Origin of the sequence: Proteus alimentorum, assembly GCF_002607735.1 — a bacterium.
In the GTDB taxonomy this organism is placed as follows: domain Bacteria; phylum Pseudomonadota; class Gammaproteobacteria; order Enterobacterales; family Enterobacteriaceae; genus Proteus; species Proteus alimentorum.
The window spans coordinates 611,122-632,617 of sequence record NZ_NBVR01000031.1 but is presented as its reverse complement, the minus strand read 5'-3'; the positions used below and the strand labels follow the sequence as shown (position 1 = coordinate 632,617).

General features: G+C 35.7%; 21 protein-coding genes, 1 tRNA gene and 1 riboswitch. Of the genes, 12 read left to right on the top strand and 10 right to left on the bottom strand.

Annotated elements, in window-relative coordinates:
• The first annotated feature begins 2 nt into the window (after positions 1–2).
• Positions 3–692, top strand: a complete 690-nt coding sequence (locus B6258_RS13455) for a fimbrial biogenesis chaperone (protein ID WP_099075673.1) — start codon at positions 3–5, stop codon at positions 690–692.
• A gap of 238 nt (positions 693–930) precedes the next feature.
• Here B6258_RS13455 and B6258_RS13450 read toward each other — a convergent pair.
• A tRNA-Lys gene (locus B6258_RS13450) sits at positions 931–1,006 on the bottom strand.
• A gap of 260 nt (positions 1,007–1,266) precedes the next feature.
• On the opposite strand from B6258_RS13450, the gene cycA reads away from it, so the two are divergent.
• From cycA to B6258_RS13435, 3 genes are all read left to right on the top strand, one after another.
• Positions 1,267–2,679: a D-serine/D-alanine/glycine transporter gene (cycA, locus tag B6258_RS13445; protein ID WP_099075672.1), complete on the top strand. Its 1,413-nt coding sequence runs from the start codon at positions 1,267–1,269 to the stop codon at positions 2,677–2,679.
• A 175-nt stretch (positions 2,680–2,854) separates the two neighbouring features.
• Positions 2,855–3,289 carry a universal stress protein gene (locus tag B6258_RS13440; protein WP_099075671.1) on the top strand — a complete coding sequence of 145 codons (435 nt, stop codon included), beginning with the start codon at positions 2,855–2,857 and terminating at the stop codon, positions 3,287–3,289.
• A 198-nt stretch (positions 3,290–3,487) separates the two neighbouring features.
• Positions 3,488–4,306 carry an MBL fold metallo-hydrolase gene (locus B6258_RS13435; protein WP_099075670.1) on the top strand — a complete coding sequence of 273 codons (819 nt, stop codon included), beginning with the start codon at positions 3,488–3,490 and terminating at the stop codon, positions 4,304–4,306.
• A 191-nt stretch (positions 4,307–4,497) separates the two neighbouring features.
• On the opposite strand, the gene B6258_RS13430 is transcribed toward B6258_RS13435, so the two are convergent.
• Complete coding sequence (locus B6258_RS13430) at positions 4,498–4,944, bottom strand: universal stress protein (protein ID WP_099075669.1); 447 nt, start codon at positions 4,942–4,944, stop codon at positions 4,498–4,500.
• Positions 4,945–5,185: 241 nt separating this feature from the next.
• Between B6258_RS13430 and psiE the strand changes: the two genes are divergently transcribed.
• Entirely contained in the window at positions 5,186–5,599 is a 414-nt protein-coding gene (gene psiE / locus B6258_RS13425) for a phosphate-starvation-inducible protein PsiE (protein WP_099075668.1), read from the top strand.
• Positions 5,600–5,744: 145 nt separating this feature from the next.
• Positions 5,745–6,560 carry a 23S rRNA (guanine(745)-N(1))-methyltransferase gene (gene rlmA, locus B6258_RS13420; protein WP_099075667.1) on the top strand — a complete coding sequence of 272 codons (816 nt, stop codon included), beginning with the start codon at positions 5,745–5,747 and terminating at the stop codon, positions 6,558–6,560.
• Positions 6,561–6,651: 91 nt separating this feature from the next.
• On the opposite strand, the gene mntP is transcribed toward rlmA, so the two are convergent.
• The 4 genes from mntP to pabB all read right to left on the bottom strand — a co-directional run bounded on the left by mntP (position 6,652) and on the right by pabB (position 11,412).
• A complete protein-coding gene (gene mntP / locus B6258_RS13415) occupies positions 6,652–7,239 on the bottom strand; it encodes a manganese efflux pump MntP (RefSeq protein ID WP_099075666.1) in 588 nt (195 codons plus the stop codon).
• Positions 7,240–7,323: 84 nt separating this feature from the next.
• A riboswitch (yybP-ykoY riboswitch) is annotated at positions 7,324–7,437 on the bottom strand.
• Between the two features lie 493 nt (positions 7,438–7,930).
• Entirely contained in the window at positions 7,931–9,292 is a 1,362-nt protein-coding gene (locus B6258_RS13410; RefSeq protein ID WP_099075665.1) for an L-serine ammonia-lyase, read from the bottom strand.
• Between the two features lie 184 nt (positions 9,293–9,476).
• Entirely contained in the window at positions 9,477–10,040 is a 564-nt protein-coding gene (locus B6258_RS13405) for a CoA pyrophosphatase (protein WP_099075664.1), read from the bottom strand.
• Positions 10,027–11,412 carry an aminodeoxychorismate synthase component 1 gene (gene pabB, locus B6258_RS13400; RefSeq protein WP_099075663.1) on the bottom strand — a complete coding sequence of 462 codons (1,386 nt, stop codon included), beginning with the start codon at positions 11,410–11,412 and terminating at the stop codon, positions 10,027–10,029. Before pabB ends, B6258_RS13405 begins: the two co-directional genes overlap by 14 nt.
• A gap of 112 nt (positions 11,413–11,524) precedes the next feature.
• On the opposite strand from pabB, the gene B6258_RS13395 reads away from it, so the two are divergent.
• Together B6258_RS13395 and yebF are read left to right on the top strand one after the other, a co-directional pair.
• Positions 11,525–11,707, top strand: a complete 183-nt coding sequence (locus tag B6258_RS13395; protein WP_069367593.1) for a YoaH family protein — start codon at positions 11,525–11,527, stop codon at positions 11,705–11,707.
• Between the two features lie 96 nt (positions 11,708–11,803).
• On the top strand, positions 11,804–12,193 hold the full coding sequence (gene yebF, locus B6258_RS13390; protein ID WP_099075662.1) for a protein YebF: 390 nt from the start codon (positions 11,804–11,806) through the stop codon (positions 12,191–12,193).
• Between the two features lie 104 nt (positions 12,194–12,297).
• On the opposite strand, the gene B6258_RS13385 is transcribed toward yebF, so the two are convergent.
• Positions 12,298–12,531 (bottom strand): DNA polymerase III subunit theta, encoded by a 234-nt coding sequence (locus B6258_RS13385; protein ID WP_099075661.1) that lies wholly within the window; start codon positions 12,529–12,531, stop codon positions 12,298–12,300.
• A gap of 1,341 nt (positions 12,532–13,872) precedes the next feature.
• Between B6258_RS13385 and B6258_RS13380 the strand changes: the two genes are divergently transcribed.
• Positions 13,873–15,345, top strand: coding sequence for an alanine/glycine:cation symporter family protein (locus B6258_RS13380; protein WP_099075660.1), 1,473 nt, complete (start codon positions 13,873–13,875; stop codon positions 15,343–15,345).
• Between the two features lie 99 nt (positions 15,346–15,444).
• Positions 15,445–16,284, top strand: a complete 840-nt coding sequence (locus B6258_RS13375) for an N-acetylmuramoyl-L-alanine amidase (protein WP_099075659.1) — start codon at positions 15,445–15,447, stop codon at positions 16,282–16,284.
• 141 nt (positions 16,285–16,425) lie between these two features.
• On the opposite strand, the gene brnQ is transcribed toward B6258_RS13375, so the two are convergent.
• The 3 genes from brnQ to B6258_RS13360 all read right to left on the bottom strand — a co-directional run bounded on the left by brnQ (position 16,426) and on the right by B6258_RS13360 (position 19,396).
• The gene (gene brnQ, locus B6258_RS13370; RefSeq protein WP_099075658.1) at positions 16,426–17,772 is read right to left on the bottom strand and encodes a branched-chain amino acid transport system II carrier protein; all 1,347 of its coding nucleotides are present in this window, start codon (positions 17,770–17,772) and stop codon (positions 16,426–16,428) included.
• A gap of 302 nt (positions 17,773–18,074) precedes the next feature.
• Positions 18,075–18,881, bottom strand: a complete 807-nt coding sequence (gene yidA, locus B6258_RS13365) for a sugar-phosphatase (protein ID WP_099075657.1) — start codon at positions 18,879–18,881, stop codon at positions 18,075–18,077.
• 128 nt (positions 18,882–19,009) lie between these two features.
• Complete coding sequence (locus tag B6258_RS13360; RefSeq protein ID WP_006533085.1) at positions 19,010–19,396, bottom strand: helix-turn-helix domain-containing protein; 387 nt, start codon at positions 19,394–19,396, stop codon at positions 19,010–19,012.
• 359 nt (positions 19,397–19,755) lie between these two features.
• On the opposite strand from B6258_RS13360, the gene mgrB reads away from it, so the two are divergent.
• Both mgrB and B6258_RS13350 read left to right on the top strand, forming a co-directional pair.
• Entirely contained in the window at positions 19,756–19,911 is a 156-nt protein-coding gene (mgrB, locus tag B6258_RS18400; protein ID WP_226892284.1) for a PhoP/PhoQ regulatory lipoprotein MgrB, read from the top strand.
• A gap of 149 nt (positions 19,912–20,060) precedes the next feature.
• A complete protein-coding gene (locus B6258_RS13350) occupies positions 20,061–21,443 on the top strand; it encodes an amino acid permease (protein ID WP_099075656.1) in 1,383 nt (460 codons plus the stop codon).
• The last annotated feature ends 53 nt before the right edge of the window (positions 21,444–21,496 follow it).

Here is a 21,496-nt window from a genome sequence, read left to right as displayed (position 1 = left end):
ATATGAAAAAGATCAGTATTTTTATTCTGTTACTGTGTTTTTCATTCATTGCTAAAGCGAATTTAGCATTAGAAGGGTCAAGAGTGATCCTTTATCACTCAGACAGAGAAGCATCCTTAAATATAAAAAATGATGGTGAATTTCCTGTGGTGGTTCAAACTTGGGTGGATGATGGTAATCCTGAAAATACCCCAGAAACCATAACGGATGTTTCTGCTTTATCATTACCGCCCGTATTGCAATTAAAACCGAGTGAATCACAACAAGCACGAGTGATTAATAAATTTACCAATGCAGATAAAGAGAAAGAGACGCTTTACTGGCTTAATTTATATGAAATCATGCCTAAACCAGCGAACAAAAAATATGATGAAAGTTTAATTAATGTCGTTGTCAGATTACAAGTAAAAGTATTCTATCGCCCTGATAATTTAATGATGGCGATTTCCGATGTCAGTAGCGCTCTTATTTTTACGAAATCAGATAAACAGTTAACAATTGAAAACCCAACACCTTTTTATGTCACCATTAAATCAGCATCTGGCGAAAATAATCCTAACATTCTTATTCCTATGATAGCGCCACTTTCAAAACACAAAATCAGTCTAGTGGATAGCACAATAAATACTATTAGCTACGTTTTGATCGATGATTTTGGTGGGGAATTTAAAGATAAGAAAGAGATAAAATAGGTTTTCTGGTGGTTTGTATTGGATTGTCTAATTAAATTAGACTAATTGTTTGTTTTGATTGATTTCATCGATTATAAAAATCGAATGAAATATAAGCCGATACTATTTTCTTTCATTACCGTATTATCTTGAGTTTTTAGCTTAAGATAAATGCGCCATTTTGTCGCCACTTTCTTTCAGATACAAAAAAGCCACTTATTGCTAAGTGGCATAAATGTCTGATTTATCAGCGTAAATTTGGTGGGTTGTGGGAGGCTCGAACTCCCGACCAATTGATTAAGAGTCAACTGCTCTACCGACTGAGCTAACAACCCGATGCGCTGATTATTCTCCTCTCAAATGCGATGGTCAAGTGCTTATTTTGATTTTTTTTTAAATGGATAAAATATCGCCGAGTAAATTAAAAAAAGGATCTTATCTGGTTATCAAAGCATCATTCATTTTACTAAAAGTGATCTTTTCATTACTTATACTGAGATTTATGTCACAATAATTTCGCAAACATATTACCGCGTCAAAAAATAAAATAGCGGTGAAAACAACATCGAAAATATGAAAACACTTCAGGTATTGTATGGAAGATCAAACAGAAATTTCTCCTCCCGTTAGAGTGAAAAATGCCACTCTACAGCGCGGGTTAACAAATCGTCATATTCAATTAATTGCTATTGGTGGTGCTATCGGTACTGGCCTATTTATGGGATCAGGGAAAACCATTTCGTTAGCCGGGCCATCAATTATTTTTGTTTATATGATAATTGGCTTTGTCTTGTTCTTTGTGATGAGAGCGATGGGTGAGCTGTTATTATCAAATTTAGAATATAAGTCATTTAGTGATTTTGCTGGTGATTTATTAGGACCGTGGGCTGGCTTCTTTGTGGGTTGGACATATTGGTTTTGCTGGGTCATTACAGGTATTGCCGATATCGTCGCTATAACGTCTTATATTAGCTATTGGGCTCCTAATTTTCCTGAATGGGGCACATCTTTTATTTGTGTGCTGACATTGCTTATTTTAAATTTAGCGACAGTCAAACTCTTCGGAGAAATGGAATTTTGGTTCTCCATGATAAAAATAACCGCAATTGTCTCTTTAATTATTGTTGGTATTGTTCTTATCAGTATTGGATTTGAATCGCCAGCAGGGCACACTGCGGCACTAGAGAATATTTGGAATGATGGGGGAATGTTCCCTAAAGGGTTAAGTGGATTTTTTGCCGGATTCCAAATTGCTATTTTTGCTTTTGTTGGGATTGAATTAGTCGGCACTGCCGCTGCTGAAACTCGGAATCCAGAAAAATCCTTACCGAAAGCTATCAATGCTATTCCTATCCGTATTATTACTTTTTACGTATTAGCATTAGCCATTATTATGTCGGTAACGCCATGGCGCTCTATTTTGGCGGATAAAAGTCCATTTGTTGAGTTATTCGTTATGATAGGAATACCTGCAGCCGCAAGTTTAGTCAACTTCGTGGTATTAACAGCTGCTGCATCTTCTGCAAATAGTGGGATATTTTCTACAAGCCGAATGTTATTCGGTTTATCTAAAGAAGGCGAAGCACCAAAACAGTTTAGCCAATTATCTAAACGTGCAGTGCCTGCCAATGGGCTGTTATTTACTAGCTTATGTCTATCATGTGGAATTATATTAATTTACTTTATTCCTGATGTTATGCACGTATTTACCTTGGTAACAACAGTCTCTGCATTATTATTTATGTTTATTTGGAGTATGATTTTATGCTCTTATTTGGCATATCGTAAAAAACGTCCACAATTGCATGAGAAGTCTATTTATAAAATGCCTTTGGGAATTATCATGTCGTGGCTATGTCTTGCATTTTTTGCATTTATGACGGTGCTATTGGCTTTTGAGCATGATACTCGCCAAGCATTAAGTGTGACTCCATTATGGTTTATTGCATTAGCAATTGGCTATCAGTACGTTAAAAAACGTAAACAAAAAATGGTAATAGAAAAATAAATTACTCATGCTTTTTTTATTAAATGTATAGCCTTATCAATTCATGATAGGGCTATTTTTTTGATTAAAAATTAGGTGTTATTCAAGTGAGTTAATATATTTTTAGAATATGTTAACTATATCCAGCAATTTTTTAAAAATACACTATCCTACAATTAAAATAAAAGGAGACGGTATGTATAAGAATATTTTGGTTCCCATTGATATTGATGAAGATAACCTGATGAACAAAGCAATTCCGTTAGTGGAAAATATTGCAAAAAATGAAGATCCTTATGTTCACTTTTTGTATGTGCTTCCTAAGCTTCCACAATCTTCTTATTATCGACTTGTTATGAATGGCGATCAATTAGATCAAGGATGCTTAAAAATGTCAGCGGAAAAAGAGCTTAAAAAAATAATTGAGCGTTTTGATTTACCTGACGATAGAATGCAAACTCACATTTGTATTGGTACACCACGAGATGCAATATTGCAGATTGCTGATGAAGTAGATGCAGATTTAATTGTGATTGGTTCACATAATCCTGAGGATGACTCTTATCATATCGGTTCAACCGCCGCAGATATTACACGTTATGCAAAACGTTCTGTTATGGTAGTAAGATAAGCTTAGTGTATTTATAAGCGATAAATAAGAATATTTGCAGGGTTTAGTGATATCGCTGTTATGTTTCGTTCATACGTAACAGCGATTATGCACCTAAAAAGGTAAATTAATCGCACAAATCAGCAGTTTTTATATTTGGAACAAATTCTTTTTTTAATTACTATTAAGTTATCTCCTGATAATAATTAAAAAATCCCTATGTTAACGATCACCGCACTACTAGAAAACAAATCGATTAATCCTGAACTTAACCATTATCCTGGTTTGTCATTATTGTTAGAAGATGATGAATGCCAAGCTAAAATTCTCTTTGATACAGGAAAAGACCTCACCTTTATTTCAAATGCAAAAAAAATGGGGGTTGATCTAACTACATTGAAAACGATTGTTGTGTCTCATGGGCATTATGATCATTTTGGTGGACTTACCCATTTGCCAGTAGATTTTTTCACCCATAAACCTCGAGTTATCGCTCATCCCCATTTATTTTCTGTTCGTTATTCAGCCCTTTTTTTAGGCAATAAAAATATTAAATTTAAACGTTTAGCACCTTTATTTGATCGTGCAAAACTCGAAGCGCAGTTTTCTTTTGAATTAACACAAGCACCGTTAGCCATCGAAGAAAGTTTTATCTATTCGGGACAAGTAACTCAACGCCAAGTGAATAAACGCTATGGTGTTATTATTCATGAATCAGGTGAAGAAGATGATTACGTTCTTGATGATAGCTTTCTTGTTTGGCAAGGAAAAAAAGGCCTCGTGATTATCACCGGTTGTAGCCATTCGGGTATTGAGTCCATTATTGGGCACGCGAAAAAAATAACAGGAAATGACCAAATTCAAGCGATTGTAGGAGGTTTGCATTTACGTTGTGCAACACCATCTGCATTACAACGTGCTAAAAAAGCCATAGATGAAAATATTGATGTGTATGGATGTCATTGTACTGGTGTATTAGGGCGAAAATATCTTAATGCGAAAGACTTCAATGCAGGGCAATCTTTGTCTTTTGAGTAGTATTTAATGGAATGGCGTTTTTTAAAAGAGGTGAAAAATTTGTTTTTTTGAACTGTATTCTAACAAATTAACCTATTGAAATAAAAAAATCAAAGTGCATTTAGTGCTATTTATAACGAAGAGAATTGAAGAATCTTTATTGGCAATAAATGATCTAGCTTTATTGCCAAAACGAAAGTGTATTGGCGATTTTACTTGCGAATAACCATTACTGAACGTGACGTATTGTTTACAATATAATCCGCTGTCGAACCCAGCAATATATTGCGTTGATTACGTGAGCTTGAACCTATAATAATGGTATCCGCATCAATTTTTTCTGCTAACTCTAGAATATTATAATTAGGCGTACCAATAACGGCATGGCATTGGTATTGTTCTTTGGGTAAGTTAAATTGTTGTTTTACACATTGCTCTAATTTTTCAGTCAACAAAACTAAAGCTTGTTGTTTTTTCTCAACGACAGATGGGCTATCACAATTAAGCCCGTAAGCTTCTAAAGAGCGCAAGTTAGGCATAACGGTAATGAAATGGAAATAATTTTCTGGTTTCCTAGCGAGGAAGTGAATATCTTCGATCATGCGCTGAATTCTGTTATCTTCTAATAAATCAATTGCAACGAGGTATTTGTTAGCCATAGTGTGCCTTTTCAATAAATTAGCTCTTAAATTAAGTATAGGTAAATCAGCTTGCAAGTTGAAATTTAAAAGTAAATATTGCGATTATTGCATCATTATTCTTGGTTTTTGGGCTCTAAAAGATAAAAAAATGGTGTGGTGAATGCGTAAATCCATTAAAATTTAGTAAAATTGTCTAGAGCGCGTTGACTTTTTATTATTTTTACACATCACGGAATGATCCCACTAGGTTATAGTTTATATGAGAAAATCAAGCGAAGACTTACTGAAATGTATTGCCACTATATTACAGTGGGTGCTTAATGTTGGATTACTTATTTTAGCGATTGTATTAGTCAGTTTTCTTATCAAAGAAACGTATGTAATTGCTTCATTATTATTTAACTTAGGTGCAGAAGAGTCGTCTTATCAATTGCTAGAAGGTATTTTGATCTACTTTCTTTATTTTGAGTTTATTGCACTTATTGTTAAGTATTTTTTATCTGGCGGGCATTTCCCTCTTAGATATTTTATTTATATTGGAATAACGGCAATAGTGCGTTTAATTATTGTTGAGCATAAAGACTCAGTGGATACGCTAATTCAATCAGGTGCAATATTGCTGTTAGTCATTGCGTTATTTATTGCTAACACTGAAAAACTAAAACGAACTTGATCCGTCTATAAGTTGTGCATATTAAGCTACTTAGCTAGAAAGCATGACTTAAGATTAAAAATAAAGAGTCAGGTTTTCCGCAAGATTGGGAGAGGTATGTTATTATCTCTCCCAATTCTATTCTGGGTTATACAAAAATATTACTATGTCTTATCAATGTCCATTATGTTATCAGGTACTTTCTCTCCAAGCTCACAGTTGGGTCTGTGAAAATAATCATCAATTTGATTGTGCTAAAGAAGGGTATGTCAATTTGTTGCCAGTGCAATTTAAACGCTCAAAAGAACCAGGCGATAGTGCTGAAATGATAAACGCACGTCGTGAGTTTTTAGATGCAGGTTTTTACCAGCCAATGCGAGATAAAGTGGCTGAGTTAATACAAACATTATTGCCTGAAGATAACAGTGCTGTATTGGATATTGGTTGTGGTGAGGGTTATTACACCGATCAGTTTTATCAAAATCTAAAATTACATAGCCCACAAGTGTATGGCTTAGATGTTTCTAAAGTTGCGATTAAATATGCAGCTAAACGTTATTCATCAATTCATTTTTGTGTAGCGTCAAGTCAACGTTTACCTTTCTGTGATGCTTCTTTAAATGCGGTTGTACGTATTTACGCCCCTTGTAATAGTGATGAATTGGCAAGAGTCATTGTGCACAATGGTTATATTATTACTGTTACACCAGCCCCTCGGCATCTCTATCAGTTGAAAGCACTGATTTATTCAGAAGTACACCTTCATCCATTAAAAGAAGAACATTTTGATGGATTTAATAAAGTGTCTGAACATCAAGTTGCTTATATGATGAATTTAAACGGTAAGCAGGCTTTCGATTTATTACAGATGACGCCGTTTGCATGGCGTGCAAGTGAAGAAGTAAAACAGACATTAGCGGAAAGTAAAAGTTTTGAATGTGAAACAGACTTTTTAATTCGTGTCTATCAACGTCACGTTTAATAAGGTGAAATAAAAATATTTTATTAAGTGAATAAAAAAGCTTAGGTCGGGATATTTTAAACCTAAGCTTTTTAATATGCTTTATTAGTGATTATTTAGCGTACATAAATAATTCTAAGTGTTCGAATACGATATTAAAGCCGATAGCAATTAATACGATCCCACCAATAATTTCTGCTTTTTTTCCAAGTACTGGGCCAACATAACGACCAATTAACATACCCAGTGTTGCCATGATCATGGTCATCATACCAATTGTCATCGCAGTATGAACAATATTGACTTGAAGGAAGGCTAAACCGACACCAATTGCCATTGCATCAAGGCTTGTAGCAATGCCTGTTGCGATTAAAGACAGTGAGCCGTGGCGTTGTGGGGCTTCTTCTTCGCAAGGGCAATCATCACCGCGTTTTAAGCTTTGGTAAATCATTCGGCTACCAAGAACAAACAATAATCCAAAGGCAACCCAGTGATCCCATTGAATAATATATTGGCTAGTATATAAACCTAGTGCCCAACCAATCACAGGTGTGCTGGCTTCAATAATACCAAATATAAATCCAGTGCGGAGTGCTTCGCGAAAACGAGGTTTGTGTAATGTGGCACCTTTACAGACAGAGACAGCAAATGCATCCATAGAAAGGGCAAGGGCGAGAATGATAGTAGCGTAGAAACTCATAATAAAGCCTCGGTTGGGGTATTTCCATATACACACAATTGACCCCCAACCAAAGAAGTACAATCATGTGTCTATGGTCTTGCCAACCGTATTACGGCATCTGCACCACGCTAGATGAAAATAAGCGAGTATGTTGATACAGATTTCTTAAAATAATGTTTTTTATTTTAAGACAGGCTACTCCCCAATGACTTGGTGCAGAAGATAACATATTATTTTCGAAAGGCAACATATTATTTATTATATTTCAAAGATGATATTGATAATAATTATCATTATTAAATGTGGCGGATTTAAATATATTATAAATAATCATTGGTTGTTAAAAAAATGATAATTTTCAATATGGTGAATAATTAACCATATAATAAACAATGGGTTTTAATTGTCTTTATAATAATAAATTCATTTTTTATAAAAATAAATACACGTGAAAATTATAAGCTCTATTTTCTACAAATTTAAATAAATATTAAATGAGCCTATATTTAATGTGTATATTTAATGAATGTATTTAATATGGAAAAATAAGAAAAATTTAAATTATAAAAAGATAGATTATTTAATTTTAAATGTGTGTTTTATTATTATTATCTTTATTTATCTAAGGGTTAAGTGATGATCAAAAATAAAGTAGCTAAAATAAAAAAGCCATTCAAGATGAATGGCTTTTTCGTCTAAATAGTATTAATTAGTCACACTGCACTTTGATTGCAAGACCACCGCGTGATGTTTCGCGGTATTTAGCATTCATGTCTTTACCCGTTTCATACATGGTTTCAATGACTTTATCGAGAGAAACACGAGGTTCACTGGTACGACGGATTGCCATACGTGCGGCATTAACGGCTTTAACTGAAGCAATAGCATTACGTTCAATACAAGGAACTTGAACTTGGCCTGCAACTGGGTCACAGGTTAAACCAAGGTTGTGTTCCATACCGATTTCAGCAGCAATACAGACTTGTTCAGGGCTTCCACCTAATAATTCAGCAAGACCAGCTGCTGCCATTGAACAAGCTACGCCAACTTCACCTTGGCAACCTACTTCAGCACCTGAAATAGAAGCATTCATTTTGTAAAGAATACCAATTGCGCCAGATGCTAAGAAATAACGTAAGTAGATTTCTTGTGTAACGGGTTCGATACAACGATCGTAGTAAGCCAATACAGCAGGAACGATACCACATGCGCCATTTGTTGGTGCTGTTACAACGCGTCCGCCTGCTGCGTTTTCTTCATTAACTGCCAGTGCAAACATATTGATCAGATCAACGACTTTCATTGGATCGTTTGACAGGCTGTTGCTTGATGTTAATAAGCGATTTAATGCGGCAGCACGACGAGGTACTCGCAATGGCCCCGGTAATACGCCTTCTGTATTTAAACCGTGTTCAATACATTCTTGCATTGTTTTATAAACATCAGCGAAATAAGCATTAATTTCTGCTTGAGTATGCAGATCAAGCTCGTTTTTCATCATTAAGCTAGAAATGGATAAACCCGTTTCTTTACAGTGCGTTAATAACTCTTCTGCGCTAGCATAAGGGTATGAAACAGGCTTGCTACTTAATGTTGATTTACCGAAGTTTTCTTCATCAACGATAAAACCACCACCAATAGAGTAGTACGTTTTTCTATAGACTTCTTTGTCGCCAGCAAATGCATGGATTGTCATGCCATTTTCATGTAATGACAGGTTGTCATTGCTAAAATGCATGCTTTCTGCTGGAAAATCGACCACTTTTAAGCCGTTTGCTAATGATAACTTGCCAGTTTCTTCAACTTCACGAATAAAACCGGGAATGCTGTCAATATCGACAGTAGCTGGTGCATTACCTGCTAACCCCATAATAATTGCGATATCAGTATGGTGACCTTTGCCTGTCAAAGACAAGGAGCCGTAAACATCAACAGCTACGCGAGTGACAGACGCAATCAATTCCTGGCTGACTAAATCATCGACAAATTCTTTACCCGCTTTCATTGGCCCTACGGTGTGAGAGCTAGATGGTCCGATGCCCACTTTAAACATGTCGAAAACGCTAATCACGTCAGACTCCTTAATAATAAGAGAGAGGGTTAAAAAGAATAAAATATAGTTATTTATAGTAAAGGGATCGTTTTTACGATTATATCGTCCCGTTAATGATGTAGTTTACAACATTTTTTTAAAATAGCTAAGTAGAGTTGTGAAGTCGGTGATAAAAAGCACAAGCTGAATATAAAATCGTGAGTTAAGTGATATGCAGAGCGAGTCTATGTAAAATAGCGGCGGTTAATCCCCAGACGAGATGTCCATTATAGGGATAAAAGTAGATACGATGATTTTCGCCAGCACGAGGAAAATCTAATGATTGATAATGTTGGGCATTAAGTACATGGCTTAGTGGCATTTCAAAGATAGAGGCAACTTCAGCAGGGTTATGGCGTAAAGGTAAACCCGCAGGAATGACACCTACAATAGGGGTGACTAAATATCCGCTAGAGCTTTGCAATGGGGATAATTGACCAATAACGGATACCGCATTGGGTGGAATTGCCACTTCTTCATGCGCTTCCCTTAGTGCAGTTGCGATCAGGTTGCTATCTTCAGGATCGCGTTTACCACCAGGTAAAGCGACTTGTCCAGCATGAGAGCGTAACGTTGATGCTCGCTCAGTTAATAATAATGTTGGGTTAGGTTTATTGATAATCGGCAGCAAAACGGCTGCCGATTTTTGAGCATGAAGAGGCTGATTTACCTTGTTATCAGGTAATGTGAGTTGAAAACGATTGATAAAAGTATCAATGGGTGTCATCGATAGTAGACTCACTTAAAACAGTTAATATTTGCCCAAGTTTATCGAATGTTTCTTGGTACTCTTTTTCAGCGACGCTATCAGCAACAATACCACCACCAGCCCAGCAGTAAATTTTATTTTTTTCAGTCAATAAAGTGCGGATGCTGATATTAGTGTCCATTGTGCCACAAAAGCTGATATAACCAATCGCACCACAGTATCCATGGCGACGATGAGGTTCAAGTTCTTCGATGATTTCCATTGCTCTGATTTTTGGGGCTCCAGTGATAGATCCGCCGGGGAACGCGGCTCTTAACAAATCAGTTGCTGTTAAATAAGAAGGTAACTGCGCCGTAATCGTACTGACTAAATGATGTACTGCTGGGAAACGCTCAACAACAAATAACTCGGGCACTTTTACTGAGCCTGTTACTGCAACTTTGCCAATATCATTACGCATCAAATCTACAATCATTAAGTTTTCAGCACGATCTTTACGCGAAGTTGCTAATAATTGAGCTTGTTCATCATCTTCTTCTGGTGATGCCTTACGAGGAAGTGTTCCCTTTATTGGGCGTGTTTCTATTTTATTATCAGCTAAATGAATAAAGCGCTCAGGTGAAACACTAATCACAAAATTATTGGGTAAGCACATAAAAGAAGAGAATGGTGCTTTATTCGCTCGATTTAATGTCAAGAATGCATTCCATTCACTACCTGTATAGTTTGCACAAAAACGTTGAGCCAAATTAACTTGATAGCAGTCGCCTGAAAGTAAGTATTGATGAATTTTAGCAATTTTCTCGTTATATTCATCACTACTGATGTTTGATTGCCAATCTGTTGTTAAGGTGAATTGCGCATCAAGAGATTTGGAAGTTTGGCTTTCCAACCACTGTAAGCGCTCATCAATATTGTGATAGCTAATTAAAGTAGCTTTTTTTAAGCGGTGATCGACAATAAGTGCCCAATCATAAATACCAATTGCCATATCTGCGAAATGAAGTTCATTTTTCGCTATTTCAGGTAACTTTTCAAAACGACGACCTAAATCATAACTCCAGATACCTAAAGCGCCGCCTAAAAAAGGCAATGACTCATTATGTTCTGGGTGAAAATCGAAGTGTTCTAATGCCGTTTGGATGAGCGTGAAAGGATCTTTTTTGGAACGTTTTACTGTGCCGTTTTTTTCTTTAATCGTTGTCGTTTGTTTGCGAGTTTCTAATGTCACAGCAGGATCGGAGACAATAATATCAAAACGATTATGAGGATGTTCGGCAAAGCCAGAATGAAGTAAACTAGACCAAGGCAATGACGCAATAGGAGAAAATACCCGCAGTGCGAGATCAGGGGTATAAGTTAATTCACGTTGTTGTAATTGCATATCCATCTTATGACCATGTAAACAAAATGTGTTGTATTATTCGCACAATAAATTGTAATCAAAAAGATTACATTCATGTAAATACAAAATAGACGTTGATAAAGATAAGAGTAACATTATGTTTCTAGGAATGCCTACATTAACACATGAAGAGCAGCAAAAAGCAGTAGAAAAAATTCAATCTCTAATGGCTGAGGGAATGAGTAGCGGAGAGGCAATTCAGTTAGTCGCTCAAGAATTGAGAGAGAAACATACAACCCGCGAATCAGTTTCTATCGTATTTGATGATGAGAATGAATAAAACAATTTTTTAACAAATGTCACAATTGTGTTATTGACCATGTGCTATGCTTAATGAAAACACATCCTGTTTTAAAGGATATTTTCGGGAGGTTATATGAAATTAAGCAAGTTTGTTGGTCAAACAGGGATACTTGGAGCAGGTCTTTTACTTGCTGTTTCTTTCGGAGCATCTGCAGAAAGTATCGAAAATGTTAATAAAGATATTGTACGTTCTGCTCCCTTTGCGAGTTGTGTTAACTTAGATAACAATCAACTTGTTACAAGAGTAAAAAATGATTATTTACAAAATCGTTTACCTCGCTGGCAAGATGATAAAAATGCATTAGGATCAAAACCTGTTGCAAGTATTAATGCTAATGAAGTTATCAAGATGGATAATAACTATCAGATGGTACTGAATGTCAGAGGGGCGAGAACAGATCTTCGTTACAATGTTCAAGTCAATTGTGATGACAATACTATTACTTATGTTTCTCCTAAATAATAGATAGCTGATAGTGAATTGTAGTTAATCTATTGAAAGAAAAAGAGATAAACTAAGGTTTATCTCTTTTTTTTACTATTATCAAAATCACGGAGAGTGTTTGACTATTTTTTTACCGATGGTTCATAGGGTAAACGAGAATAGTGTTGGCTTCTTGCACGATAAAATACCAGCCTTTCTTGAAAGAAGGCTTGAAAAGCTTGAGGTTGTTCTCTTAAAACAGCATCTGCGACAACAGGCATGTTATAGCGCTCTTTAAAAGCAACGCCTGAAGCCGCTAAGCTTATATTTAGTTTATCTTTTTCTTCTTGTGTTAATTCTGAAAGGTTATAACTCATTATCTTTCCCTCTATAACAATATAAGTAAGGTAAAAGAGCATGCTTATTAATGCAAGCAAATAAAGATATTAGTCATTAATGTATAGTAAAAATGATGTACTTTATTTGGTTCGATTTTTAATCAATGCCATTAAATATAACAATAAAAATTTATTCCTCTTTAATTGTTATACCACTTTATGGGTAATTCAAATAAAGATAATGATAAAACGAGCATTTTCAAGTCGGATTAAATAAATTTTAAAATAGAGAGAAAAGCTGTTTACCTATAAAAAGAGTAAATAATATGAATGTTTAATTTGATTTAGATCAATGAAAGAAGAGGGAGATTTTGCATTAGAAATAGGTAAATAATGTTAATTTATCGATGAGATATTCTATGTATTTTTATTTTGCATTATTTGACAATGGTTTATGGTAAGGCGCTGAAATATTGAGATAAAAAAATGCCCTGTTGGGGAAACAGGGCGAAAATTAATACAACACCAGGGAAAAACATAGTATAAATAAAATTAACCAAATGGTTAATAGGTAAACTTACGTGATTCTACATTTTTTTATTAATATGAAATAAATTTTTATTAAACTTTAATTAATGTTCAGAAAAGAATAAGGTTATTAATGAATAGTAAGTGAATAAAAAAGAGAAAAGAAATCAATCAACCGTATTCTTAAAAATGAAAGATCAAAAATCATGTTAGAATTAATGCATTATAGGCGTGTGATAAAATAAAATGTAAAGTTTGTTTTTTTCTTATTTTAATATCTTATTAATAGTAAAGCATTTTATTGATGTGACAATATAAAATATTCATTGTTAATTATTGTAAAAATCTTTATTTCTAAATGTTAATTACTGCAATGTTAAATTAGATATTAAAAAACATCTTAATTAATCACTTTAATAGTTCATTTAAATCTTATTTTAGATAAATAGACAAGATTATTGGTTGATGTTTTTTTAATCTGTTTGTTATTTTTTCTAAAATAACTGATTAACTTAATGACTAAAGTATTTACTTTACTTTTTCGAGTCAATGAAATAAAGAAATAATTATTTATCCTAATGATATATATGGTTTTTTTATTTTTCAATATTGTTTATTTTAGTTAACTAGATAATTAAATTAAAATAATAAAATGTAAAAAAATAAACAAAAAATATACATGTCACACATTATTGTGTTACATTTGGTTCGCTTTTCACACAGTAATCTTTGATATTACTTTAAGATAGATTCGGAACAGTAATTGACTCAATTACACGATATCTGCTTACTTTTTTATTTCAATAGCGATGTAAGGATAGGTTATATACGTTATTATATAAGGGGATTGATTTGACAGGGCTAATAAACTTTGCGAATAATATTTTATGGGGATATGTTCTTATCTACTTACTTCTTGGCGTAGGTATTTACTTTACTATCCGTACCGGATTTATACAAATCCGACATTTTAGTCATATGTTCTCTATTTTAAAAAATAGTCATAAGTCAGATAAATCAGGGATATCTTCCTTTCAGGCATTATGCACCAGTTTGGCTGCGCGTGTAGGTACTGGAAACTTGACGGGAGTTGCGATTGCTTTAACAGCAGGCGGCCCAGGTGCTATTTTTTGGATGTGGGTAGTTGCTTTAATTGGTATGGCGACATCATTAATAGAAAGTACATTAGCGCAGCTTTATAAAACAAAAGATGATGATGGTAATTACCGTGGTGGTCCTGCTTATTATATGACGAAAGGACTGAAAATGCGCTGGATGGGAGTTCTCTTCGCCATTTTCTTAATTATTGCCTTTGGTTTAGTTTTTAATGCCGTTCAAGCCAATTCTATTGCTCAAGCCACTGCTTCTGCCTTTAATTTTGATCCACTCTATGTGGGGATCTTTTTAGTACTAACTAGCGGGTTTATTATTTTTGGTGGCCTGCGTTGGATTGCACGAGTTGCTGAGTTAGTTGTTCCTATTATGGCAATGGCTTATTTATTATTAGCGTTTTGGGTTGTTGCAGATCATATTGAACGTCTACCTGAAGTTTTCATTTTAATCTTTAAGAGTGCCTTTGGATTACAAGAGGCTGCAGCTGGTGCGATTGGTTATGGTATCAGTCAAGCGATGACGCAAGGTATTCAGCGGGGTCTCTTTTCTAATGAGGCGGGTATGGGATCGGCACCTAATGCTGCAGCTTCCGCAACACCATATCCGCCACATCCTGCCTCTCAAGGTTATATCCAAATGCTAGGTGTTTTTATGGATACCTTGGTGATTTGTAGTGCCACTGCGGTGATCATCTTATCATCTGGGGTACTCGACAGTTATCCGGAAGGTATTAACGGTATTCAATTAACACAATTGGCATTGTCATCTAGTGTGGGAGGTTGGGGGAGTACCTTTATTGCGATTGCAATTTTCTTCTTCGCTTTTACCTCTATTATTGCTAATTATGCTTATGCTGAAAGTAATATGATTTTCCTTGGACGTAATCACACAACAGGGCTATTTCTTTTACGTTCAGCGGTATTAGCCATGGTGATGTTTGGCGCTTTAGCGGATATGCCTCTTGTTTGGAAAATGGCCGATCTCTCAATGGGATTAATGGCAATGACTAATTTAATCGCAATCATCTTGCTTTCTGGTGTCGCCTTAAAATTAGTTAAAGATTATAACCAACAACGACAAGCTGGCTTATTGCCTACATTTGATATTCGCCAATATCCAGAGTTGCAAGATGACATTGAAGAAGGAATTTGGGATGAGAATATGGTTCCTGATGAACCTTTAGTCCGATGTGAAAAAGTGAGCAATAACTAAAGCAATAATAAAAAAGCGTCAAAATTCAAAACCTATATTTTTTAATATGGGTTTTTTTATTACAATTTAACTTTGGGAATAATCAATCAAGGATCAGAAATGAGGTCTAGTCGGTATTATATAGGATTACTTATTGCAATAAGCCTCTTAACCAGTTGTGCTAAGCAACCAGCATTTATTGATCGAGGGGAATATATAGCTAAAGTTATTCCTAATAAGCAGGAAGCAAATGATTGTGTAAAATATTTGGTGATGCACTATACCGCACTAGATGATGAACGCTCACTTAAAGTGCTTACGGGAGGGCGAGTTAGTAGCCATTATTTGATCCCTACACATCCCTCATCTATTGATGGAAAACCAGTGATTACTTCACTAGTGGATGAAAGCGAAATTGCGTGGCATGCGGGTATTAGTCAGTGGGGAGACACAACTCACCTCAATAATTGTTCTATTGGGATTGAGATAGTTAATCTCGGTTACCGTGATAATGGTAAGTTTAGGTATTGGTATTCTTATACTGCCGATCAAATCGTGACTATTTCAGTGGTAATGAAAGATATTATTGAACGTTATGATATCGAACCTCAAAATGTTTTGGGTCACAGTGATATTGCACCTCTCAGAAAAGTCGATCCGGGGCCTTTATTTCCTTGGGAAAGATTAGCTAGCCAAGGAATAGGTGCTTGGCCTGATAAGAAGTTAGTACAAACTTATTTGGCAGGTAGAGATCCTTCAGAGCCGGTTGATATCGCAAATTTCCAAAAGTTATTACAGCAATATGGTTATCAAACACCAACAAATGGCATATTAGATAATAATGCACAAAAAGTCGTGAAGGCCTTCCAAATGCATTTTAGGGCGAGCAAAGCAAATGGGATCCCTGATGCTCAATCAGAAGCAATTTTAAGGGCATTGATTGAGAAATATCGAACTTAAAGTTTCCTATGATGAGCTGTACTGAATAGATAGTAAAAATGCAGGTAATAGAAAAGCAAAAAGCGTCTCCAATATAAAATTTGGAATACGCTTTTTTTATCAACTTATAATCAGCATTACAAATTAGGTGATATATGCGGGTTATTTCGCTGTATTTCCTACTGGAAGATTTTCTTCTTTAAGGTTTAAGCTCACAACCAGTGAAATGACAAATGCAATCGCACCTGGTAATACCCAACCTAAGCCATAATCAGACAGTGGGATATAGCTAAATAATTGCAGTAAATCAGCATTTAACCACTTCAATTGTTTCAATGTATCGAAAAGGCTCATTAAGACAATGATCGCAATTGTAAAGCGATAGGTAAAGCGAGGCGCTTTTAATTTATTACGAATAAATTGCAATAATACCAATGTGACTGATGTTGGATAAATCATGAGTAATGCAGGAATAGTCACTCGTAATAATGTATCAAGACCAAACGTTGATACGATTGTGGTCATTAATGTAAATACCACAACCCAAAAGCGATAGCCCAAACGGTGATGGAATGTCGCAAAGTAGTCTGCAGCAGCACTTGTTACGCCCACAAGTGTTGTCATACTGGCTAATAAAACAATTCCTCCCATCAACCAAGTACCTACAGAGCCAAATAACGCATCAACATAACGTGAGAAAATTTGGCCACCGTTCGTCGCATTGAGTGCAGGATCAGCAAAAACAGAAACAGAGTGGCTTGTTGCACCTAAGTAGAAAAGGCACAGATAAAGAGCTGCTAACAGTAAGACTGAAATCATGCCTGCTTTTACAGTAATAAAACCGATCTGGCGTGGTTCAGTAATACCTTTAGTATATAAAGCACGAGCAACGATACCACCAAATGCCATGGCAGAAAGAACATCCATGGTTTGATAACCATCTATAAAGCCAGAGAAGAAGCCATTTACCGCATAAAGGCCAGTCGGTTCACCAATTGGGGAAATCGGTTTAGCCACAACAGCAATGCCCACAACGACCAGTAGGACTAACAGTGCTGGCGTCATAAACTTACCAATGGCGCTGATCATCGTACCTTGTTTAAGCATAAAGAACATACTTGTGATATTGAAAACAAGTGCGAAAGTTAGATGTGTTGCGGTATTTTTCTCAATAAGCCCTAAGGGTAAGAAACCCATTTCATAAGCGGTATTGGTGACACGAGGCATCGCAAAAGTGGAACCAACGATCAAATACAGTGCTACCCAGAAAATGACGGCAACCCATGAAGGTAAATCAACAGAAAGGCGCTCACCACGTCCGCGAATTGCCACAATAACTAAGGTTAGGAAAGGAAGTAAGACACCTGTAACGAGGAAACCTAAAGATGTACTAAACCAGAGGGTTCCCGATTGAAAACCCGCCATAGGGGGGAAAATAATATTGCCAGCGCCAAGGAAGAGTGCAAAAACCATCATTCCAAGAACGAGCATATCTTTTGTAGAAAGCATAACTTAAACTACCTGTCTGTGAAGAAAATATATGAATGATTTATATTTGTTATTCTACATTTAGCTTAATTAACAGCTTAATATGTTGTGAAAATGCAGTTTGAATAACGAAAAGTGAATTGATAGTAACAAATTCTGAAGGATATGTAAGAAGAAAGGCGGATTTAACGCTCATTTAACAGCAATTATAGAATAATAAAAGGCTATATTTTTGGTCTAAAAGCAGTGTGATCCTCTGTTAAGGATCACAATTGCTATATAATTTTGTAGACATTCGCGATAAAACACAAAAAAGATCGTGTTTAAATAAATTTATTGATAGCCACTGCAACGCCGTGCTCTTCATTAGAAAGTGTGACAAATTTAGCGACTTTCTTCACTTCTTCAGGGGCATTTCCCATAGCAACACCTAAACCTGCATATTTTAACATTGCCAAATCATTACCTTGATCACCAATACACATGATTTTTTCTGGTGTGATTTTCAAGTGTTCAGCGATTTTTTGAACCGCGCTCCCTTTATTGACATTGGTGTTCAACACTTCAATAAAATAAGGGGCGCTACGTAATATGCTGTATTGCTGATAAATATTAGCAGGAAGATATTGAATGGCATTATCCAAAACGGCAGGCGCATCAACAATCATAAACTTACTAAAATACATATCAGTTTGCATTTCATTCAGTGGCCGATAATAAAGTGGCGTCCAAGATAAAAAGGCTTCTTGGCAGGTGAAGTGGCTAATATGACTATTGGTAGTATAAATCTTATTATCGCTGATAACGTGAAAATGGACGCCAATCTCACGAGCGAGGCTTTCAAAATAGAGGTAATCTTCAAAATTGAGCAAATCTTGAATGATCACTTCGCCATTATCTGCTTGATGAATTTGGCTACCATTATTGCTGATGCAATAACAATCTGAGGTATCAAGACCGAGTGTTTTTAAATAGGGAGAGATGCCATTAAGGGAGCGTCCTGAAGCTAATACAATCTTAACTCCCGCCTCTTTTGCTCGCTGAACTGCTTGTTTTACTTCTGGCGTAATTTCGTGTTGTTTGTTAAGCAAGGTTCCATCTAAATCAATAGCGATAAGCTTAATACTCATTAGCATCCCCAATATTAAATAAAAGCAATCATGATAAAGGAAGGGCGAAGCGGTCTATCATCACATAGCTTGAGTATTATTTATGTGACATTAAAGGCTATCTGTATAATGTCACATAAATGGAAGGGTTAATCACAACAAGGTGATTGTAAATGTAAAGGTTGTTTGGTTTCTAAGACGATCTCTTGATTTTGCCGAAAGTCGAAAGGCGTGATGCCATACTCTTTACGGAACATATAAGTAAAGTGAGATTGTGAACCAAAGCCAAAATCAAGGGCGATATCGAAGATAGAGCGCTCACTGGTACGTAATAAATGAATAGCGCCAGCCAATCTACGCTGACGGATATACTTTCCTAAAGAGGTGCCTGTGACTTCTTTAAAGATTTTCTGCATGTGCCAAAGAGAATACCCAGAATAAGCCGCCAACTCTTCAAGATGGATAACACGGCCTAAATGCTCCTCAATCCATTTACTTAGCGCGCAAACCAATGCGAGATGATTATCTTGTGGCATTACAGTTCCATTCTATCAATGAAGTTAAGGTAAAAATCAAAATTAACTCCCTAATCTTATACAAAAAATGGCAGACAGAGAAATCCATATTAATGGATAGCTATCTCTAATCGTTGGCAAAATGTGTACTTAAATAATATAAGGTCATTTTACATACAGTTTAGAGCGAAATAATGCAAATTATCTGAAGTCTGTCGAGGAAGCGTTTACCTTTCATAATGAAAGTTATGCTAAATTTACTCATAGAGATAATTAAATGCGAATTTTATAACAACAACTCCCTGTCTTGTTATCGTATTTAAGCGAATGCTTATAATGTGATAAGTCATACTAACAAAATGTATTTAAAGGATTTTAAATTGAACGCAAAGAAAATAATTATTAGCTTAATTATTGCATTAGCCATTACCTTTGGCCTCTATCTTGTGGCTTTAGATAATTTTTGCGATCGAGGAGAGGATTTCCAACAAGGTCTTTGTCGTTTTACCACATTATTCCCCTCTAAACATCACTAAAAGATAGCTTTTCTTATTATTTTTCGCCTAGCATAAAATGTATTTGTTATTCAAGTCAGAATAGTGTTTTAATGGTGGCTTGAAATAAACAAAATCGTAAATATTAGTTTACACGTTAAGTTGATAAAATAATAAAGAGAAGAGGATGTATGGCGAGAGAGTCGCAACAGACAGAACTTAAGCGCGGTCTGAAAAATCGACATATCCAGCTAATTGCGCTGGGTGGTGCTGTCGGCGCAGGTCTGTTTCTTGGTATAGCGCAAACTATTAATATGACCGGCCCATCAGTAATATTAGGATATGCTATTGGTGGTTTTATTGCGTTTATGATCATGCGCCAATTAGGCGAAATGGTTGCCGAAGAGCCAGTTGCGGGTTCGTTTAGTCACTTTGCTAATAAATATTGGAGCCCATTTGCTGGCTTCTTATCTGGCTGGAACTATTGGGTGATGTTTATTCTTGTCGGTATGGCAGAATTAACCGCAGCAGGTAAATACATTAATTATTGGTTACCTGATATTCCTGTTTGGGTTTCCGTTGCTATCTTCTTTGTCGCAATCAACTTAATCAATTTGATTAACGTTAAAATGTATGGTGAAACAGAATTCTGGTTTGCCATTATTAAAGTGTTGGCGATTGTTGGTATGATTTTATTTGGGAGCTACTTACTGGCAAGTGGTAATGGTGGCCCTCAAGCTTCGGTTAGCAATTTATGGGAGTTGGGTTTTTTCCCTCATGGTTTTACTGGTTTTATGTCGGCATTAGCGATTGTAATGTTCTCTTTTGGGGGACTTGAGCTGGTGGGGATCACGGCCGCCGAAGCTGAAAATCCTAAAGTCAGCATTCCAAAAGCGACTAACCAAGTTGTTTATCGTATTTTAATTTTCTATATCGGTTCGTTGTTGGTGTTACTTTCACTTTATCCTTGGACTCAAGTGGTGAAAGGGGAAAGCCCATTCGTTCTGATTTTCCATAATTTGGATAATTTCTTAATCGCAAATATTTTAAATGCGGTGGTATTAACAGCTGCACTGTCTGTTTATAACAGTGGTGTTTATTCTAATAGTCGTATGCTTTATGGCTTGGCAAAACAAGGTAATGCACCACATGCGCTTTCTCGCATTAATAAACGTGGTGTACCGGTAGTGTCATTACTATTGTCAGCGATTGCGACTTCATTAGGAATTTTAGTTAACTACTTATTACCTGATCAGGCATTAGAGCTATTAATGGCGTTGGTGGTAACCACGTTAGTACTTAACTGGATCATGATCTGTTTAGCGAATTTAAAATTCAGAGCGGCAAAAACGAAAGAGGGTGTGGAGCCTTTCTTTAAAGCACTTTGGTATCCGTATGGTAACTATATTTGCCTTGCTTTCTTGTGCATGATTTTAGTGATTATTTTATTTATGCCACAAGTGAATATTTCAGTGATTTTAATGCCATTCTGGATTGCGTTCTTGTGGGTTGGATTTAAGATTTCTCGCATGAAGAAAGCGCCTGAAAATCCTCAAGTCAGTCAGAATAATTAAATAAGTTATTTTCGGTTAATTATATTAAAAGCACATCAATGGATGTGCTTTTT

Excerpts from the sequence above, each read along its gene's own strand:
- B6258_RS13455 (WP_099075673.1), top strand. The coding sequence starts at position 3 with ATGAAAAAGATCAGTATTTTTATTCTGTTACTGTGTTTTTCATTCATT.
- cycA (WP_099075672.1), top strand. The coding sequence starts at position 1,267 with ATGGAAGATCAAACAGAAATTTCTCCTCCCGTTAGAGTGAAAAATGCC.
- B6258_RS13440 (WP_099075671.1), top strand. The coding sequence starts at position 2,855 with ATGTATAAGAATATTTTGGTTCCCATTGATATTGATGAAGATAACCTG.
- B6258_RS13435 (WP_099075670.1), top strand. The coding sequence starts at position 3,488 with ATGTTAACGATCACCGCACTACTAGAAAACAAATCGATTAATCCTGAA.
- B6258_RS13430 (WP_099075669.1), bottom strand. The coding sequence starts at position 4,944 with ATGGCTAACAAATACCTCGTTGCAATTGATTTATTAGAAGATAACAGA.
- psiE (WP_099075668.1), top strand. The coding sequence starts at position 5,186 with ATGAGAAAATCAAGCGAAGACTTACTGAAATGTATTGCCACTATATTA.
- rlmA (WP_099075667.1), top strand. The coding sequence starts at position 5,745 with ATGTCTTATCAATGTCCATTATGTTATCAGGTACTTTCTCTCCAAGCT.
- mntP (WP_099075666.1), bottom strand. The coding sequence starts at position 7,239 with ATGAGTTTCTACGCTACTATCATTCTCGCCCTTGCCCTTTCTATGGAT.
- B6258_RS13405 (WP_099075664.1), bottom strand. The coding sequence starts at position 10,040 with ATGACACCCATTGATACTTTTATCAATCGTTTTCAACTCACATTACCT.
- pabB (WP_099075663.1), bottom strand. The coding sequence starts at position 11,412 with ATGGATATGCAATTACAACAACGTGAATTAACTTATACCCCTGATCTC.
- B6258_RS13395 (WP_069367593.1), top strand. The coding sequence starts at position 11,525 with ATGTTTCTAGGAATGCCTACATTAACACATGAAGAGCAGCAAAAAGCA.
- yebF (WP_099075662.1), top strand. The coding sequence starts at position 11,804 with ATGAAATTAAGCAAGTTTGTTGGTCAAACAGGGATACTTGGAGCAGGT.
- B6258_RS13385 (WP_099075661.1), bottom strand. The coding sequence starts at position 12,531 with ATGAGTTATAACCTTTCAGAATTAACACAAGAAGAAAAAGATAAACTA.
- B6258_RS13375 (WP_099075659.1), top strand. The coding sequence starts at position 15,445 with ATGAGGTCTAGTCGGTATTATATAGGATTACTTATTGCAATAAGCCTC.
- brnQ (WP_099075658.1), bottom strand. The coding sequence starts at position 17,772 with ATGCTTTCTACAAAAGATATGCTCGTTCTTGGAATGATGGTTTTTGCA.
- yidA (WP_099075657.1), bottom strand. The coding sequence starts at position 18,881 with ATGAGTATTAAGCTTATCGCTATTGATTTAGATGGAACCTTGCTTAAC.
- B6258_RS13360 (WP_006533085.1), bottom strand. The coding sequence starts at position 19,396 with ATGCCACAAGATAATCATCTCGCATTGGTTTGCGCGCTAAGTAAATGG.
- B6258_RS13350 (WP_099075656.1), top strand. The coding sequence starts at position 20,061 with ATGGCGAGAGAGTCGCAACAGACAGAACTTAAGCGCGGTCTGAAAAAT.